Genomic DNA, 13431 nt, shown 5'->3' with positions numbered 1-13431 from the left:
GCTGCGGACCGGCGGCGGTCCTCGGGGCCCCCGGCGTGATGGACGAAGTCGGGCCCTGACGCTCCTGCGCCTGCGCCTGCGCCTGGGTCACAGGCGTTCGATGATGGTCACGTTGGCCTGGCCGCCGCCCTCGCACATCGTCTGCAGCCCGTAGCGGCCGCCGGTGCGTTCCAGCTCGTGCAGGAGGGTGGTCATGAGCCGGGTCCCGGTGGCACCGAGCGGGTGTCCGAGGGCGATGGCGCCACCGTTGGCGTTGACCTTGCCGGGGTCGGCGCCGGTCTCCTTCAGCCACGCCAGCACCACGGAGGCGAAGGCCTCGTTGATCTCGACCAGGTCGATCTCGTCGAGCGTCATCCCCGACTTCTTCAGGGCGTACGCGGTGGCCGGGATCGGGGCGGTCAGCATGCGGATCGGGTCCTCGCCGCGTACGGAGAGGTGGTGCACACGGGCCCTGGGGGTCAGACCGTGTTCCTGTACGGCCCGCTCCGACGCGAGAATCAGGGCCGAGGCGCCGTCGGAGATCTGCGAGGAGAGGGCGGCCGTCAACCGGCCGCCCTCCACCAGCGGCTGCAGTCCCGCCATCTTCTCCGGGCTGGTGTCGCGGCGCGGCCCCTCGTCGTGGGTCACGTCGCCGTACGCGACGGTCTCCCGGTCGAAGCGGCCCTCGTCGATGGCCCGGATCGCCCGCTGGTGGGAGCGGAACGCGAACTCCTCCATGGCCGTACGGGAGATGTCCCACTTGCGGGCGATCTCCTCGGCACCGAGGAACTGGTTGACCGGCCGGTCGCCGTAGCGGGCCCGCCAGCCGGCCGAGCCGGCGAACGGGCCTTCGGTCAGACCCAGCGGTGCGGCGGCCTGCCGGGTGGCGAAGGCGATGGGGATCTGCGACATGTTCTGTACGCCGCCGGCCACGACCAGGTCCTGGGTGCCCGACAGGACGCCCTGCGCGGCGAAGTGCAGGGCCTGCTGCGAGGAGCCGCACTGTCGGTCGACGGTCACACCGGGCACCTCTTCGGGCAGTCCGGCGGCCAGCCAGCAGGTGCGCGCTATGTCGCCGGCCTGGGGGCCGACGGTGTCGAGGCAGCCGAAGACGACGTCCTCGACGGCGGCCGGATCGACGCCCGAGCGCTCCATGAGCGCGGTCAGCACATGGGCGCCCAGGTCGGCGGGGTGAACGGCGGACAGTCCGCCGCCGCGCCTGCCGACCGGGGTGCGCACGGCTTCGACGATGTAGGCCTCGGCCATGACGTCTCCTTCTCTGTGTCTGCGCGTTGCAGGACTGCCTAGGAGTCGTGCAGGGCGATGCCCTCCAGCACCATCGACAGGTACTGGCGGGCGATCTCCTCGGGGCTGTGCCGGCCGCCCGGCCGGTACCAGGACGCGGCGACCCAGACCGTGTCGCGAACGAAGCGGTAGGTGAGCCGTACGTCCAGGTCGGGCCGGAAGACCTTGGCGGCCACTCCGCGCTCCAGGGTTCCCAGCCATGCCTTCTCGAACTTCTGCTGCGACTCGACGAGGTAGGCGAAGTGCGGCCGGGTACCGAGGTGCCTGGATTCCTTCTGGTAGATGGCGACCGCGTCGAGGTGCCGGTCGATCTCCCGGAAGGACTCGGTGACCAGGGCCTCCAGGGTTTCCCTGGGGCCGAGGCCGGCGCCGAGCACGGCGTCGTACCGGGCCCAGAGCTCGTCCAGGAACCCGGAGAGGATCTCGTCCAGCATCGACTCCTTGGAGTCGAAGTGGTAGTAGAGGCTGCCCGCAAGGATCCCCGCCGCGTCGGCGATCTTGCGGACGGTCGTGGCGTTGTAGCCCTGCGCGGCGAACACCCGGGCCGCGATGGCCAGGAGTTCCTCGCGCCGCTCGGCCGGGCTCACCGTGGACTTCTTGTGGTCGCTGTTGCTGCTTTTCGGCACCGGACCATTCTCGCCTCACGGGTGCTGGCTGCTGACCGACAGGACCTCGCCGGTCAGGTAGGACGAGTAGCCGCTGGCCAGGAACACGATCACGTTGGCCACCTCCCACGGTTCGGCGTGGCGCCCGAAGGCCTCCCGGCCGGTGAGTTCCTCCAGCAGTTCGGGGGTGGTGACCTTGGCGAGGTGCGGGTGCATGGCCAGGCTCGGCGAGACGGCGTTCACCCGCACCCCGTAGGCGGCGGCCTCCATCGCGGCACAGCGGGTGAGGGCCATGACACCGGCCTTCGCGGCGGCGTAGTGGGCCTGGCCACGCTGTGCGCGCCAGCCGACCACCGAGGCGTTGTTGACCACGACGCCGCCGGTGCCTGCGGCTTTCATGCGGCGCAGTGCGGCGCGGGTGCAGCGGAAGGTGCCGTTGAGGGTGACGTCGAGGACCTTGTGCCATTGCTCGTCGGTCATGTCGGCGATGTCGGCCGTGCCGCCGAGGCCCGCGTTGTTGACGACGATGTCCAGCCGTCCGTGGTGTTGCTCGGTGTGGTCGAACAGCGCGGTGACCTGGTCCTCGTCCGTGACGTCGCAGCGCAGTGCGGTGACGCGGTCGGCGCCGAACCCGGCGGCCAGTTCCGCCTCGCACTCCTTCAGGCGGCGGGCGTGGGCGTCGGAGATCACGACGCGTGCGCCCTCCTCCAGCAGCCGGCGGGCGGTCGCGCCGCCGATCCCGGCGCCCGCGGCAGCGGTGACGACGGCGGTGCGGCCGGCGAGCAGGTCGTGGCCGGGCAGGTAGGGCGGTGGGGCCGTGATCATGGCCTACCTCCTCGGACAGCGTGCCACCGACGCCACCGACGTCCGTTCCCCCGGCGGGCTGTGGCGCCGGGGCGACGCTCGACGGCCGACGCCTCGTACGTTAACCTACCAAACACTTGTTAGGGAAGGAGGGGGCGATGTCCACTGCCCGCCCCGCGCCCACGGAACCCGTCCGTTACGAGCGCCGGGGAGCCGTCGCCCTGGTGACGATGGACCGGCCCGAGTACCGCAACGCCCAGAACTCCGCGATGACCTACGCACTGGACCGGGCCTTCTACCGCGCGGCGGACGACGACGAGGTGAAGGTGGTGGTCCTCGCCGGAGCCGGGAAGCACTTCTCCGCCGGTCACGACATCGGCACTCCCGAGCGGGACGCTCATCTGCCGTTCGACCGCACGGCGGGGCTGTGGTGGGACCACTCGCAGAAGACGGGAGCCGAGAGCCGCTTCGCCCGCGAGTCCGAGGTGTACCTGGGCATGTGCCGGCGCTGGCGCGAACTGCCCAAGCCGCTCGTCGCCTCGGTGCAGGGCGCGTGTGTGGCCGGTGGGCTGATGCTGGCATGGGTGTGCGACCTGATCGTCGCCTCCGAGGACGCCTTCTTCGCCGACCCGGTGGTACGCATGGGGATCCCGGGCGTCGAGTACTTCGCCCACCCGTGGGTGATGCCGCCGCGCATCGCCAAGGAGTTCCTCTACACCGGCGACCGGATGAGCGCGCGGCGCGCCTATGAGGTCGGCATGGTCAACCGGGTCGTACCCCCCGGGGAACTGGCGGGTCAGACCCTGGAGTTGGCGGAGCGGATCGCGGCGATGCCCCGGCTGGGGCTGGCGCTGACGAAGCGTGCCGTCAACCAGGCCGAGGACCTCCAGGGCCTGCACGCGGGGCTGGACTCGGTCTTCGGGCTGCACCATGTCGCTCACGCCCACAACGCCGAGACACGCGACGACCCGCTCGGCGGGATGGACGTGCGCGCGATGAAGGAGGCGCGCCGCTGATGGATCTCGACTTCACCGCCGCCGAGGAGGCGTTCCGGGCGGAGGCGCGGGACTGGCTCGCCGCCCGTGTGCCGTCCGTCCCGCTGCCGTCGCTGGAGACCGCCGAGGGGTTCGCCGCCCACCGGGAGTGGGAGGGCACGCTCTTCGCCGACCGCTGGTCGGTGGTCTCCTGGCCCGAGCAGTTCGGCGGCCGGGGCTCCTCGCTGCTGGAGTGGCTGATCTTCGAGGAGGAGTACTACCGGGCCGGAGCGCCCGGCCGGGTCTCCCAGAACGGCATCAGCCTCCTGGCCCCCACACTCTTCGAGCACGGCACCGAAGAGCAGCGCGCGCGCATCCTGCCGCCCATGGCGCGTGGTGAGGTGATCTGGGCACAGGCCTGGTCCGAGCCGGAGGCGGGGTCCGATCTGGCCTCGCTGCGGTCCGCGGCCGTGCGGACAAAGGGGGGCTGGCGTGTCAGCGGCCAGAAGACGTGGTCGTCCCGGGCGGCGTTCGCAGACCGTGCGTTCGGTCTGTTCCGCAGTGACCCGGACGCCGGCCGGCCGCACCTGGGCCTGACGTATCTGATGTTCCCGCTGGACGCCGACGGGGTGAGCGTGCGGCCCCTCGGACGGCTGGACGGCAAGCCCGCTTTCGCCGAGTTGTTCCTCGACGACGTCTTCGTGCCCGACGAGGACGTCATCGGGGAGCCGGGGCGGGGATGGCGGGTCGCGATGAGCACCAGCGGGAACGAGCGGGGGCTGACCCTGCGCAGCCCCGGCCGCTTCACCGCCGCCGCCGGCCGGCTGACGGAGCTGTGGCGCTCCGCCGCCGAGCCCGGTGCCGCAGCGCTGCGCGACCGGGTCGCCGACGCGGTCATCGGTGCGCGCGCCTACCAGTTGTTCACGTACGCCCATGCCTCACGCATCGCCGCCGGTGGGTCGATCGGCGCCGAGTCCAGCCTGAACAAGGTCTTCTGGTCGGAACTGGACATCGCCCTGCACGAGACCGCCCTCGATCTGCTCGGCCCCTGGGGCGAGCTGTCCGACGAGGCCGGTGAGGCACCGGCGCACGGCAGTTGGGCGGAGGGCTACACCTTCTCCCTGGCCGGCCCGATCTACGCCGGCACCAATGAGATCCAGCGCGACATCATCGCCGAGCGGCTGCTCGGCCTGCCGAAGGGCCGCCGGTGATGCGCTTCCTCCTCGACGACGGGCAGCGGGAGTTCGCCCGCACGCTGGACCGCATGCTGGGATCCGCGGGCACACCCGGTGTCGTACGGTCCTGGGCGGCCGGCGACCACGACCCGGGGCGGGCCTTGTGGGACAGGCTCGCGGAGGCCGGCGTCTTCGCCCTCTCCGTTCCGGAGGAGCACGAGGGTCTGGGGCCGCTCCCCGTGGAGCTGACCGTCGCCTTCACCGAGCTGGGCCGGCACGCCGTGCCCGGTCCGCTGGCCGAGGCGGCCGCCGTCGGTGCCCTGCTTGGCCGGCTCGGGGGCGAAGTGGCCCACGCCTGGCTGCCGCAGCTCGCCTCCGGCAAGGCGGTGGCGTCCCTGTGTGTCCGGTCACCCGGGGGCAGCCCGTACGCCCTGGACGCCGACGCGGCGGACGCGGTGTTCGTCGTGGACGGCGCCGCTCTGGGGCTCGCCCGGTCGCACGGTCCGGTGCAGCCGTCGGCCGACCCTGCACGGCGGCTTGCCCGTCCGCTGAAGGAAACCGCGCTCGTGCAGGGGCCCGCGGTGGTGGCGGCTGCCGCGTACGCCGCCGATGTCGCGGCGCTGGCGACGGCCGCGCAGGCCCTCGGGCTGGGACGGGCGCTGCTGGAACGCACGGTGGGGTATGTGCGGCAGCGCACCCAGTTCGGGGTGGCCGTCGGCTCGTTCCAGGCGGTGAAGCACCGTCTGGCCGACACCCTGATCGCCCTGGAGTTCGCCCGGCCTCTGGTCCATGCCGCCGCCGTGGCCCTGGCCGCGGACGAACCTGCGGCGGGCCGGGAGGTGGCCGCGGCGAAGGTGTCGGCCTGCGAAGCGGCGTACGCGGCGGCGCGCACGGCCCTGCAACTCCACGGCGCCGTCGGCTACACCGAGGAATTCGACCTGTCGCTGTGGATCCGCAAGGCCCGCCCGTTGCGCAGTGCTTGGGGCACGCCGGCCGCCTGCCGCGCCCGCGTCCTGGCGGTGCACGGTCGGCGATGAGCGGCCTGCGCAGCACCCTCACACGGCCGTCGACAGCCGGCCCAGGGTGGCGTGTGCCTCCGCCATGATCCTGTCGACCAGTTCGGCGCAGGACGGCAGGTCGTCGATGAGTCCTGCGACCTGACCGCCGGCCATCACGCCGAGGTCGGTGCGGCCGTCGACCATGGCGGCCTTGAGAAGCATCGGGGTGTTGGCGGCCAGGAGGACCTGGCTCCAGGTCAGGTCCTTGCCGTGTTTCATGGCCAGGCCGTCGCGTACCACGGCGGTCCAGCGCATGCCGGAGGTCCGTTTGAAGGCGGAGGCGTGCCGCAGGGCGCGCAGCAGGGAGGCCGTACGGCCGGAGCGCTCCAGCGCGTCCACCAGGTCGGTGCGCAGCATCCGGTGGGGCAGGCCGTCGACCTTGGTGGTGACCGTGACGTCCTGGACGCCCGCGGCGAGGTAGCGGGCCTTGACCGCGTCGGGGACGGTGCTGTCGGAGGTGAGCAGGAAGCGGGTGCCCATGGCCACGCCGGCGGCGCCGTAGGCCAGGGCTGCGACGAGTCCGCGTCCGTCCCGGAAGCCGCCGGCGGCGATGACGGGGATGTCGACGGCGTCCACGACCTGCGGCAGCAGCACGGTAGTGGCGACGCTGCCGGTGTGCCCGCCGCCCTCGCCGCCCTGCACGAGTACGGCGTCGGCGCCCCAGGCCGCGACCTTCTCGGCGTGCCGGCGGGCGCCCACGGAGGGGATGACGACGACTCCGGCGTCCTTCAGACGGGAGATCAGCTCCGGCCGTGGCGCGAGCGCGAACGAGGCGACCTTCACACCCTCGTCGAGGATGATCCGGACCCTCTCCCCCGCGTCCGAGGCGTCGGCCCGCAGATTGACGCCGAAGGGCGCGCCGGTGCGGGACCTGACCTCGCGCACGGCCGAGCGGAGCTGTTCCGGGGTCATGGTGGCGGACGCGAGGATGCCCAGGGCCCCCGCGTTGGCGGCGGCGGAGACCAGGCGTGGTCCGGCCACCCACCCCATGCCGGTCTGGACGAGGGGCGTGCGCACTCCGACGAGTTCGGTGAGGGCGGTGGCGATCGCGGTGTCGCTCATGCGGGCACCTCCCGGTCTCGGACGCCCTCCGGGTCGATGACCTCGCGGACGAGGCGCAGCTCCTCGGTGGTGGGGTCACGGGTGTACGGCACCTCGTCCGGGACGGTGAGGGCGAAACCGGTGGCCGCGAGGACCTGTTCGACCGTGACCCCCGGGTGCAGCGAGCGCAGCCGCAGCGAGTGGTCCGGGGTGGCGAAGTCGAAGACGCCCAGGTTGCTGATCACCTCCGTGACGTGGTGGAAGCGGCTTGCCGACGAACCGGCTTCGGCCGCACGGTCGTAGCCGACTCCGCACACCATGTCGACGTGCTCCACGAAGACCCGCCGGGAGTGCTTGGGTACCCAGTAACTGGTCGGGTTGTTCAGGGTGTTGACGGGAGCGCCCCGGACACCCAGGAGTTGCCGGGCGGGGCGGGCCCAGTCACCGACGCACGAGATGTTCTGGTTGCCGTGGCGGTCGATCTGGCTTGCGCCCATCATCACGTGCCGCCGTCCCGTGGCCACGAGGGCCAGGTGCTGGCGGTAGGGCAGCCAGCCCTCCACGACCTGGGCCCGGGCACCGAGCGGCGGGACGTCGCCGATCAGCAGTGCCTCGCCGTCGGTGAGCAGCAGGTCGGGCGCGAACGTCAGCTTCGCCAGGCGGGCGCCGATGGTGGGGACGGTGCCCATGGGTGCGGCCAGGACCTCCCCGGCGTGGCGCCAGGCCTCCGCGCAGGCCACCACGCAGTACTCGGCGCGCGTCGCCTTGTTCGTCGTAGGACTGCTCACGCCCGCTCCTCGTGGAATGCCGTGACCCCGGCCTGGTAGGTCTCTTCGTCTGCGGAAAGCCAGCGATCCGTGAACGTCTGCCAGGTCTCCGGGCCGCGGGCGGCGACGGCGTAGGCGCGCTGGAAGGCTTCGTCGCGGTCGTAGTCGGGGGCACAGGAGGTGAAGTGGGCGCCGCCGGGCGTCCGGACGACCCCTGTCACGAACGCGCGCTTGACGAGCAGGGTCTGCGGGGCCGCGTCCTTGAGCAGGTCGGCCGTGTCGACGAGCTGCTCACAGGAGACGTAGGCGGCGTCGGCCGCCTGGCAGAACAGGTCGTCGAAGTACGGGTCGGGCCCCAGGTACTGGGCGTTGCCCTGTGCGTCCGCCCGGTTGAGGTGCACCAGCGCCGCGTCCAGCCGCAGCGCCGGCACCGCGACGAACTCCTCGCCGTCCGCATAGGGCGAGACCACCGTACGCAGGTGCGGGTTGACCTTCATCACGTCGGAGCCGAGACCGGCCCGGACGGGCAGGAAAGGCAGCCGCTGCGCGGCGGCGGTCAGACCCCACATGAACATCGCCTCGTCCAGTTCGACCAGGTCGAAGGCCGCGCGCTGCCGGGCCGCGGTGAAGTGGGGCTCGAGCGGGATGGAGTCCAGGGTGGCGAACGGGGCCACGAGGGTACGGATGCGTCCCGCCGCGGCGAGCAGGCCGACGTCGGGACCGCCGCAGGACACCACGGTCAGGTCGGTGACGCCGGAGCGCAGCAGTGCGCGGATCAGGGCCATCGGCTTGCGGCGTGATCCCCAGCCTCCGATGCCCAGCGTCATGCCGCTGCGGAGCCGGCCGGCCACCTGCTCGGCGGTCATCGTCTTGTCGCTCAACGCGTCTCCCCTTCGGACGGCTTGGACGACGCCGACGACACGAAGGCCTCGCGGTACCTGTCCGACACGCCCAGGAGGTTGGCCTCGAAGGTGAAGCCCTGCTCGAAGCGGTAGCTGCGGCGGACGTCCACCGGGTCGATGCCGTTGATCGAGGCCTTGGCGAAACGGATGAGGAGCCCGTCCTTGGCCGCGATCTCCCTGGCCAGCTCCATCGCCGCGGCGTGCAGCTGCTCGCGCGGGACGACCCGCCACACCGAGCCGTGGCGGTGGAGTTCCCCGGCCGTCACGGTGCGCGAGGTGTAGTAGAGCGTGCGCATGAGGTGCTGGGGGACCAGCCGGGCCAGGTGGGTGGCCGCGCCGAGCGCGCCCCGGTCCAGTTCGGGCAGCCCGAAGGTCGCGTCGTCGCTCGCCACGATCGAGTCGGCGTTGCCGATCAGGCCGATACCGCCGCCCACGCAGAAGCCCTGCACAGCGGCGACCACGGGGACTTCGCAGTCGTAGACCGCCGCGAACGCCTCGTAGCAGCCGCGGTTGGTGCCGACGAGCGCCGTGTGCCCCTCGGTGCGCTGCAACTCCTTGATGTCGGCGCCGGCGTTGAACCCGCGCCCCGTGGCGGTGAGGACGACGCAGCGCACGGCGGGGTCGGAACCGGCCGCGCGCACCGCGGCGGCCAGCTCGTACCAGCCCTGGACGGGGACGGCGTTGACCGGTGGGAAGTCCACGGTGATGACGGTGATGCCCTCTTCGGGGCGTGCGGTGGAGACACCCATGGGCGGATCAGCTACCTTTCCACCAAACGTTTGTTAGGTGTGAAGGTAGCAGCGCGATACACGTCGCGGGAGGCCTCTCATGGCAACGATCACCGACCTGAGCGGGCGGGTGGCGGTGGTCACCGGCGGAACGAGGGGTGTGGGCGCGGGCATCGCCCGGGCCCTGCTGGCGGCCGGGGCCGAGGTGGTGACCTGCGCCCGGCGCCCCGCGGCCCGGCCTGTCGAAGCGGCCGGGCGCACCGCCCGGTTCTTCCCGGTCGACCTGCGTGACGCGGACGCCGTCGGTGCCTTCTTCACTCGCCTGAGGGGCGAGTACGGCGGGCTGGACGTCCTCGTCAACAACGCCGGGGGCACGCCGTACCGGATGCTCGAGGAGGGCGGCGCCGAACGGCACGCACGGGTCGTCGAGTTGAACCTGCTCGCTCCCCTGACCGCCTCCCTCGCCGCGTACGAGCAGATGCGCGGCCGGCCCGGCGGCGGGTCGATCGTCATGATCGGCAGTGTCAGCGGCAGCCGTCCCTCCCCGGGTTCGGCGGCCTACGGCGCCGCCAAGGCGGGGCTGGAGCAGCTGGCCCGCAGCATGGCCGTGGAGTGGGCCCCGCGGGTCAGGGTCAACACCGTGGTCCTCGGCATGGTGCGCACCGAGCTGTCGCATCTGCACTACGGCGACGAGGAGGGCGTCGCGGCCGTCGGCCGCACCGTACCGCTCGGCCGGCTCGCCGACCCGGCGGAGGTGGGCGACGCCTGTGTCTTCCTCGCCTCCGACCGCGCGGCGTACATCAGTGGCGCGAGCCTGCTCGTCCACGGCGGCGGTGAACGCCCGGCCTTCCTCGACGCCGCCACGGCCGGCAACTGACCCGCCGAGCCCGCCCGTTCCCCGGCCTTCCAGACTTCTCAGCGAAGGGAATCAGAGCATGTCCGGACTGTGCAGCGAACGTGTCGCGATCGTCACCGGGGCGGGGCGCGGGCTGGGCCGGGCGCACGCCCTCGCTCTCGCCGCCGAGGGCGCGAAGGTCGTCGTCAACGATCTCGGTGCCGGTCTCGACGGGACCGGCACCGAGGCGGGGCCCGCCCGGCTCGTCGCCGACGAGATCGTCGCCCGCGGCGGGCAGGCGGTCGCCCACGGTGGGGACGTCGCCACGACGGAGGGCGCGGCCTCGTTGATCCGTACCGCGGTCGAGACCTACGGCCGCCTCGACACCCTGGTCAACAACGCCGGATTCCTGCGCGACCGCATGCTGGTGAACCTCGACGAGGACGACTGGGACGCCGTCATGCGCGTCCACCTCAAAGGTCACTTCCTGCCGCTGAAGCACGCGGCGGCCCACTGGCGCGCGGAGGCGAAGGCGGGCCGCGCCCCCGCGGCCCGGGTCGTCAACACCAGCAGCGGGGCGGGGCTGTCCGGCAGCGTCGGCCAGGGCAACTACTCCGCGGCCAAGGCCGGGATCATAGGGCTGACCCTGGTCGCCGCCGCCGAGATGGGCCACTACGGCGTCCTGGTCAACGCCGTCGCCCCGGCGGCTCGCACCCGGATGACCGAGGCGACGTTCGCCGAGACCATGGCGGCTCCCGACACCGGTTTCGACGCCATGGCCCCGGAGAACGTGTCCCCACTCGTCGTGTGGCTCGGCTCCGCGGCTTCCGACGGTGTGACGGGGCGGGTCTTCGAGGTGTCGGGCGGTCGCATCACGGTGATGGAGGGGTGGCGCCCCGGTCCCACGGCGGACAAGGGCGCCCGCTGGTCACCGTCCGAGGCCGGGGAGGCCGCTCGGAGACTCCTCGCGGAGGCGGCGACTCCTGAACCGGTGTACGGGGCGAGGTGAACACCACCTGGGCGTGCCGCCGCAGGAACGTGCGGGCGGGCAGCAGGTCAGCCCGCGGGGGACGCCTCCGGCAACGTCTCGGGGCCTGTGGCGGGGGCCTGCGGGTGCCGGCGTTCGTTTCGCCACGAAGCCGCCCAGGACAGCAGCGCGCCACCGATGGCGTAGGCGCCGAGCACCCAGAGTGCGGACGTGACGGCATGGCCCGAGAAGTAAACCGTGTTGCGGACCAGCGTGGTACCGGCCCCCGGCGGCAGGGCCTGTCCGATCGCGCTCCAGAACGCGGGGAGCAGCGGTGCCGGGTAGACGCCGCCGGAGCTCGGGTTGCCCAGCACCACGAAGAGCAGGATGACCACCCCGGTGCCCAGGAGGCCCAGCAGGGTCTGCAGGGCGAGCGCGGTCGCCGCCGAAGCGAGGACGACCAGGGCACCGATGCCGCTCAGGGCCCAGAAGTGACCGCCGAGTGCGCCGAACACCGGCCCCACGACGGCCGCTCCGGCGATTCCGGACACGACCGCGTACAACGCGAGGACGGCGAGGCGGATCAGGGTGCGCTGCCGGTTGGCGGGGCGGGAACCCGCTGCCATCCCCATGATCGTGGCCGTCAGATAGCCGCCGATCACCCAGCCCACCACCAGGTAGAAGGACGTCATCCCTCGGCCGTCCCCGGCGTTGGGGGGCCGGATGTCGGAGACGGTGATCTGCCGTTTCTGTGCCGTCTCGATCTTCTGGGCGATCTGTGTGGCGGTCTGTGACACCGACGGGCCACCCGCCGAAGCGACCAGGAGGGTGTCCTCGGTGCCGGACGCGTCGAAGAGGAAGGCGGCGTCCGTCTTCCTCGTGAGCACCCATTGCCGGGCCGTCTCGGTGCTCGGCGCCGCGGTCGCCTCGACCGGGTTGCCGGACAGGGCGTCGAGCTGGGCGACGATCTTGGCGGACGCCTGTTGCGGAGCGGCGACCGCCACGGCTATCCGGTGGGGTGTGGGCGAGTGGAAGGCCCCGACGTAAGAGACGATGAAGGCGAGCTGGACGAGCAGGCCCCCGAGCACGAGCCCGAAGGCCCGGAGCGTGACGGCGTCCTTGAACTCGGCCGCGAAAACAGGCGACTTGGCGTCGCGCTCGATCGGCGATTCACCTGAAGGCGGGCTGGAGGGTGCATTCACGGGCGAATGATCGCACACGGACGTGAATGCCTTACTCCGCTTGTTCCGTTCCCCCGGCGACCGGTGACGCACGCGCGCCGCGTGGCCCCTCGCCCGGGCCTCGGCTTCGCCCGTGGCTACCCGAACAGACGCCGCTGGATCTCCCGCCGGTAGTCCTCCAGCGTCCTGTCGAGGTGCACCGCCGTGGCCTCGGCCGCCTCGTCCGGGCGACCGTCGCGGATCGCCCGGTAGATCGCCTCGTGCTCCTCCACAGCGGCCTTGGTTCCGTCACCGAACGTGTCATGGATCCCGATGGCGCTGGACTGCCGCTGCAGGCGCCGCGCGTCGCGCACCGCACTGACCAGGAAGGTGTTGTGCGAGGCCGCGGCCACACCGATGTGGAAGTCGTCGTCCGCCTGGTTGAACACATCGACCTGGCCGTGGACGAACCCGTGCCGGCACTGCTGCATCGCGACTTCGATGGTCCGGAGCTCGGCGGGCGTGGCACGCGTGGCCGCCAGACTGCTGGCGGCCATCTCCTGCACCCGCCGGAACTCGAACAGCATCAGGACGTGGTCGATGTCGACGGGGCGGAAGAAGCCGCCCCAGCGGCTGGTGATGAGCATGCCCTCGTCGTCAGCGACGAACAGTCCGCGCCCCTTGTGCGCCCGGACCCGTCCGAGGGCCGAAAGGATCTTCACGGCCTCCCGCACGACCGCCCTGCTGGTGTTGAGCGTCTGGGCGAGGTCGTTCTCCGTCGGCAGCCGGTCGCCCGGGGTCAGGCGCGCCTCGGCGATGAACTCCAGGATCCGCTCGGCCACCACTTCGTAGCCGGGCCGGTAGTCACGCCGCTCCTCGTCCGAGCCGTTCACCGCCGCGGCAGCGGAGGTGGAGGCCTGCGCGGGCAGGGCCAGTTCGGTCGCGGGCGTGTCGTTCATCTGTCATGCCTCCGGGTGACTGCGACGACAACGACTGGTCGCTGTCGAGCCGCGCTCATCGTACCCTCACCCAACAATGAGTCGTACTCATTTGGCAATGGCCCTGACAGTAAAGGTCGACGTATAAATGGTGCAGACAGCCCTTAATAGGGTCAAAACACCCACCGATCTC

General features: G+C 72.0%; 14 protein-coding genes. 5 read left to right on the top strand and 9 right to left on the bottom strand.

Going from position 1 to position 13431, the window contains the following annotated elements; translation table 11 throughout:
* Window positions 1-87 precede the first annotated feature (87 nt).
* The 3 genes from AB0F04_RS33805 to AB0F04_RS33795 are packed head-to-tail and all read right to left on the bottom strand — an operon-like array spanning window position 88 to window position 2714.
* Window positions 88-1245, bottom strand: a complete 1158-nt coding sequence (locus AB0F04_RS33805; protein ID WP_362048908.1) for an acetyl-CoA C-acetyltransferase — start codon at window positions 1243-1245, stop codon at window positions 88-90.
* A gap of 38 nt (window positions 1246-1283) precedes the next feature.
* Window positions 1284-1910 carry a TetR/AcrR family transcriptional regulator gene (locus AB0F04_RS33800; protein WP_362048905.1) on the bottom strand — a complete coding sequence of 209 codons (627 nt, stop codon included), beginning with the start codon at window positions 1908-1910 and terminating at the stop codon, window positions 1284-1286.
* A gap of 15 nt (window positions 1911-1925) precedes the next feature.
* Window positions 1926-2714: an SDR family oxidoreductase gene (locus tag AB0F04_RS33795; RefSeq protein ID WP_362048902.1), complete on the bottom strand. Its 789-nt coding sequence runs from the start codon at window positions 2712-2714 to the stop codon at window positions 1926-1928.
* 137 nt (window positions 2715-2851) lie between these two features.
* On the opposite strand from AB0F04_RS33795, the gene AB0F04_RS33790 reads away from it, so the two are divergent.
* From AB0F04_RS33790 to AB0F04_RS33780, 3 genes are read left to right on the top strand one after another with little or no spacing between them, the layout of a single operon-like run.
* A complete protein-coding gene (locus AB0F04_RS33790; RefSeq protein WP_362048899.1) occupies window positions 2852-3709 on the top strand; it encodes an enoyl-CoA hydratase in 858 nt (285 codons plus the stop codon).
* Complete coding sequence (locus tag AB0F04_RS33785) at window positions 3709-4878, top strand: acyl-CoA dehydrogenase family protein (protein ID WP_362048896.1); 1170 nt, start codon at window positions 3709-3711, stop codon at window positions 4876-4878. Before AB0F04_RS33790 ends, AB0F04_RS33785 begins: the two co-directional genes overlap by 1 nt.
* Window positions 4878-5879 (top strand): acyl-CoA dehydrogenase family protein, encoded by a 1002-nt coding sequence (locus AB0F04_RS33780; protein WP_362049010.1) that lies wholly within the window; start codon window positions 4878-4880, stop codon window positions 5877-5879. Before AB0F04_RS33785 ends, AB0F04_RS33780 begins: the two co-directional genes overlap by 1 nt.
* Window positions 5880-5897: 18 nt before the next feature.
* On the opposite strand, the gene AB0F04_RS33775 is transcribed toward AB0F04_RS33780, so the two are convergent.
* Genes AB0F04_RS33775 through AB0F04_RS33760 form a run of 4 tightly spaced genes read right to left on the bottom strand, consistent with a single transcriptional unit; the run spans window position 5898 to window position 9359 of the window.
* Window positions 5898-6962, bottom strand: coding sequence for a nitronate monooxygenase (locus tag AB0F04_RS33775; RefSeq protein ID WP_362048893.1), 1065 nt, complete (start codon window positions 6960-6962; stop codon window positions 5898-5900).
* Window positions 6959-7729: a CoA-transferase gene (locus tag AB0F04_RS33770; protein WP_362048890.1), complete on the bottom strand. Its 771-nt coding sequence runs from the start codon at window positions 7727-7729 to the stop codon at window positions 6959-6961. The genes AB0F04_RS33775 and AB0F04_RS33770 overlap by 4 nt, the downstream gene beginning before the upstream one ends.
* Entirely contained in the window at window positions 7726-8589 is an 864-nt protein-coding gene (locus AB0F04_RS33765; RefSeq protein ID WP_362048887.1) for a CoA-transferase, read from the bottom strand. The genes AB0F04_RS33770 and AB0F04_RS33765 overlap by 4 nt, the downstream gene beginning before the upstream one ends.
* Window positions 8586-9359, bottom strand: a complete 774-nt coding sequence (locus AB0F04_RS33760; RefSeq protein WP_362048884.1) for an enoyl-CoA hydratase family protein — start codon at window positions 9357-9359, stop codon at window positions 8586-8588. The genes AB0F04_RS33765 and AB0F04_RS33760 overlap by 4 nt, the downstream gene beginning before the upstream one ends.
* 79 nt (window positions 9360-9438) lie before the next feature.
* On the opposite strand from AB0F04_RS33760, the gene AB0F04_RS33755 reads away from it, so the two are divergent.
* Together AB0F04_RS33755 and AB0F04_RS33750 are read left to right on the top strand one after the other, a co-directional pair.
* Window positions 9439-10215 (top strand): SDR family oxidoreductase, encoded by a 777-nt coding sequence (locus AB0F04_RS33755; RefSeq protein ID WP_362048881.1) that lies wholly within the window; start codon window positions 9439-9441, stop codon window positions 10213-10215.
* A gap of 58 nt (window positions 10216-10273) precedes the next feature.
* The gene (locus AB0F04_RS33750) at window positions 10274-11182 is read left to right on the top strand and encodes an SDR family oxidoreductase (RefSeq protein ID WP_362048878.1); all 909 of its coding nucleotides are present in this window, start codon (window positions 10274-10276) and stop codon (window positions 11180-11182) included.
* A 47-nt stretch (window positions 11183-11229) separates the two neighbouring features.
* Here AB0F04_RS33750 and AB0F04_RS33745 read toward each other — a convergent pair whose 3' ends face one another.
* Complete coding sequence (locus AB0F04_RS33745) at window positions 11230-12303, bottom strand: DUF3533 domain-containing protein (protein ID WP_362049007.1); 1074 nt, start codon at window positions 12301-12303, stop codon at window positions 11230-11232.
* A 155-nt stretch (window positions 12304-12458) separates the two neighbouring features.
* On the bottom strand, window positions 12459-13259 hold the full coding sequence (locus tag AB0F04_RS33740) for an FCD domain-containing protein (RefSeq protein WP_362048875.1): 801 nt from the start codon (window positions 13257-13259) through the stop codon (window positions 12459-12461).
* Window positions 13260-13431: the final 172 nt, after the last annotated feature.

Origin of the sequence: Streptomyces sp. NPDC029041, assembly GCF_040637515.1 — a bacterium.
GTDB lineage: Bacteria > Actinomycetota > Actinomycetes > Streptomycetales > Streptomycetaceae > Streptomyces.
Note: the sequence above shows the minus strand (reverse complement) of the source record. Positions and strands in the feature narration are given on the sequence as shown.

Coding starts and splice junctions, on each gene's coding strand:
- AB0F04_RS33805 (WP_362048908.1), bottom strand. CDS start 1,245: ATGGCCGAGGCCTACATCGTCGAAGCCGTGCGCACCCCGGTCGGCAGG.
- AB0F04_RS33795 (WP_362048902.1), bottom strand. CDS start 2,714: ATGATCACGGCCCCACCGCCCTACCTGCCCGGCCACGACCTGCTCGCC.
- AB0F04_RS33790 (WP_362048899.1), top strand. CDS start 2,852: ATGTCCACTGCCCGCCCCGCGCCCACGGAACCCGTCCGTTACGAGCGC.
- AB0F04_RS33785 (WP_362048896.1), top strand. CDS start 3,709: ATGGATCTCGACTTCACCGCCGCCGAGGAGGCGTTCCGGGCGGAGGCG.
- AB0F04_RS33780 (WP_362049010.1), top strand. CDS start 4,878: ATGCGCTTCCTCCTCGACGACGGGCAGCGGGAGTTCGCCCGCACGCTG.
- AB0F04_RS33775 (WP_362048893.1), bottom strand. CDS start 6,962: ATGAGCGACACCGCGATCGCCACCGCCCTCACCGAACTCGTCGGAGTG.
- AB0F04_RS33760 (WP_362048884.1), bottom strand. CDS start 9,359: ATGGGTGTCTCCACCGCACGCCCCGAAGAGGGCATCACCGTCATCACC.
- AB0F04_RS33755 (WP_362048881.1), top strand. CDS start 9,439: ATGGCAACGATCACCGACCTGAGCGGGCGGGTGGCGGTGGTCACCGGC.
- AB0F04_RS33750 (WP_362048878.1), top strand. CDS start 10,274: ATGTCCGGACTGTGCAGCGAACGTGTCGCGATCGTCACCGGGGCGGGG.
- AB0F04_RS33740 (WP_362048875.1), bottom strand. CDS start 13,259: ATGAACGACACGCCCGCGACCGAACTGGCCCTGCCCGCGCAGGCCTCC.